3 protein-coding genes and 1 pseudogene are annotated in these 2,783 nt (G+C 53.5%); 1 reads left to right on the plus strand and 3 read right to left on the minus strand.

Annotated elements, in window-relative coordinates:
• The 3 genes and pseudogenes from AQR02_RS32580 to AQR02_RS21260 form a co-directional block, all read right to left on the minus strand.
• Positions 1-309 (minus strand): annotated as a pseudogene (locus AQR02_RS32580) (histidine kinase); the annotation flags it as partial.
• Between the two features lie 51 nt (positions 310-360).
• The gene (locus AQR02_RS21255; RefSeq protein ID WP_167347635.1) at positions 361-1,179 is read right to left on the minus strand and encodes a carbohydrate ABC transporter permease; all 819 of its coding nucleotides are present in this window, start codon (positions 1,177-1,179) and stop codon (positions 361-363) included.
• A gap of 90 nt (positions 1,180-1,269) precedes the next feature.
• The gene (locus AQR02_RS21260; protein ID WP_054942429.1) at positions 1,270-2,166 is read right to left on the minus strand and encodes a carbohydrate ABC transporter permease; all 897 of its coding nucleotides are present in this window, start codon (positions 2,164-2,166) and stop codon (positions 1,270-1,272) included.
• A gap of 251 nt (positions 2,167-2,417) precedes the next feature.
• Here AQR02_RS21260 and AQR02_RS32585 point away from each other — a divergent pair.
• Positions 2,418-2,783, plus strand: a 366-nt coding sequence (locus AQR02_RS32585; RefSeq protein ID WP_159067809.1) for a hypothetical protein, incomplete at its 3' end; no start/stop codon positions are given.

The following is a 2,783-nucleotide window of genomic DNA, read 5'->3' on the forward strand; positions in this document are numbered from 1 at the left end:
CAGCTGGGAGAAGTTCGCAAAGAACCGGTCTGTATTATGGGCTTGTATATCCCTTATCGTCTGTTTGTACGCTTCACTCAGCATCATGGTGGAGGAGGCCACAATGATCTGCTTCAGCTTCTGGTCCAGCACGTTGACGGACTGGTTCAGCACATTGCGGTTCAGGTCGACCGAGTTCCGTTCCATCGCCCGCGAAGCAATCGAGTAGGCCCAGGAGCCGGTAATTGAGATACAAAAGATAGTTAGTGCGGTAAAAGACAGCCATATTCTTTTCTTCAGCGAGGTCCGGTACAGCCAGGCCTTCAGCATGATTCCACATCCTTCGTTGACTGGCTGCCGGAAAAATCCCGCGCTACTCTCTTAGCCCTTCACGGAGCCAGCTGTCATCTGCATGAATGTTTTATTGGCAAAAATGTAGACAATGATCATCGGCAGCATGGACACACATGCACCGGCAAGCATTAATTGCGGCTGTGCCGCATCCCCCACGCCGTATTTCAGCCCGGCGAGACCCACGGTAAGTGTCTGCAGGGCAGGCTGTGTCATCGTAAATACCAGCGGCAGAATATATTCATTCCATGCACCGCGGAAGGTCCAGAGCGCTGTGACTCCCAGTGCGGGCGTCAGAAGCGGCAAGATAACACGAAAGTATACGCTATAGAAGTTGCAGCCGTCAATAAAGGCCGCTTCGTCCAGTTCCTTCGGAATGGCTCTTACAAAGCCGATCAGCATGAAGAATGCAGTCGCATGGGCGCTGATCAGGATGATGATGACGCCCCAGAGCGATTTTTGCAGATGAAGGGCGACCATAAGATCGAACTGGGGACGCAGGACAACCGCACCGATCGAGATGAACAGGGTACAGGACTGGATGACCACGTACAGCCTTTTCCCGTAGAAATCAACCCTCGCAACCGCATAAGCGGCCATCGTTCCTATCAATAGAGTCCCTATCGTCGTAAAGGTACTGATAAATACGCTGTTCCAGGTAAAGCGTGCGAAATTGGCCGACGTCCAGGCCTGCGCGTAGTTATCCAACTTCCATTCCTTCGGCAGCAGCGATGTGCCGGTAGTCAGCTCCAGATTCGATTTCAGCGACCCGAAAAAAGCCAATATAAGCGGGAATAACGCCAACGCCGCTACCAGGAGCAGGAAAATCCACAGCAGTATCCGGGACAGCAGCGCCTTCGTCTTTATCGAACCGGCGGTCTGCGCCGAGGCTATTTTCGTTTCCGCGTGTAATGTGCTCACTGTTCATTCTCCTCTCTTTTAATAGATGTCATTCAGTTTCTTGGATACATAGAAGTAAATCAGTGTGATCAGGCCGACGATAACTGCCGTTGTGAATCCGACCGCACTGCCGTAACCGAATTGCTGGATGCTCGATCCTCCGCTCGATACCGGGAAGAACAGTTTATAGAGATAGAGATACATGACTTCCGTTTTGCCGTAAGGCCCGCCTTCGGTCAGTACCATAATGCTCTCGTAGCCCTTCAGAGAGACGGTGATCGCCAGCATGATGATCATCTGCAGCACAGGCCCCAGCATCGGAACGGTAATACTCCACATCTTCCGCAGCGGCCCCGCCCCGTCTAGGGAGGCGGCTTCATAAAGATCCTCCGGAATATTCTGCAGCCCTGCAATAAAGAGCAGCATATAGTTACCGACCGCACCCCAGATCGCGATGATAATTGCCGTTACTAAAGCATGCTTGGCGCCCAGCCAGTCTATGGGAGCGGATACAATTCCGGCGCCCATCAGCAGCTGATTCACCATTCCGTTGTAGGAGTTGAAAATAACGTAGAACACGATCGCCATGACCGAAGCACTGATTACGGTAGGCATGAAATAAATCGCCCGCAGCAGCTGGCGTCCTTTCAGGGCGCGGTTGAGCACCACAGCCAATACAAACGAGAGCGGGATGGTGATCACCAGCTTGCCGCCTGCATAGATGAAGGTGTTAACCACGGACTTCCAGAAATCCTTATCCCGCAGCAGCCGCTCGAAATTATCCAGACCGACGAAGAGCGGCGTGCCGAAGCCCTGATAATCATAGAACATGTACTTCAAAGCCCAGAAGACGGGATACACCCCAAAAATCAGCGTCAGAATGAGGCTGGGCGCTACAAAGGTCCAGGCGTTTATTTGACGTTTCGTTCCATTCATTGATTGTTCCTCCTGTCTATTCGGCTTACGCCTCTTGCCTTAATCATAAGTCCCCAGGCACATACACAGTTAGGGAGAAAGCGACTGCGGTAAGGGGGAGAATTTCACTTTTTCATCGAAAATAAGTCGCTTTGTCCCCTCTCCTTCCTGAGTTTATCCATCCCGGTCCCGTTCACGGGGCAGCTATACTTATAGAAGAAAGCAGGTAACGCAGCAGGAATATATCTTCACAGGGAGGCTTGAACTTACCAATGAATTCAGCATACAACGGCGCCGCCGGAGCCCGTCCCTTCGGCTGTTATGACCGGGAGCAGCTGGGGGAAATCCGCAGCAGAATAGAGCAGATTCCTGCGGTTGCACAGGAGTACGCGAGACAGCGGCGGCTGTCCGGGGAATTCGCCGCCCGGGAGGCAGCTGCTCCGCTTCACCGGCTTGGTGTATTCCGGGTAGAACCGTTCGTCTTCAAGGTTCCTGCCGGGGCTGCCTACCTGAAGCTGGCTGTACAGGTCCAGGGTAGGGGCATTGCCCGGATCGGCGGCGTACGGCTGACGCACTCCCAGCTTGGGCTGCCGGTGGTGCTGTTGAACGGCGGATTCGGGCAGGGGCTGGCCGGCTGG

Source organism: Paenibacillus ihuae (assembly GCF_001368795.1).
Classification (GTDB): Bacteria; Bacillota; Bacilli; order Paenibacillales; family Paenibacillaceae; genus Paenibacillus_AQ; species Paenibacillus_AQ ihuae.

What these genes read in the sequence shown, in the direction of transcription:
- AQR02_RS21260 (WP_054942429.1), bottom strand. Translation starts at nt 2,166, where the DNA reads ATGAATGGAACGAAACGTCAAATAAACGCCTGGACCTTTGTAGCGCCC.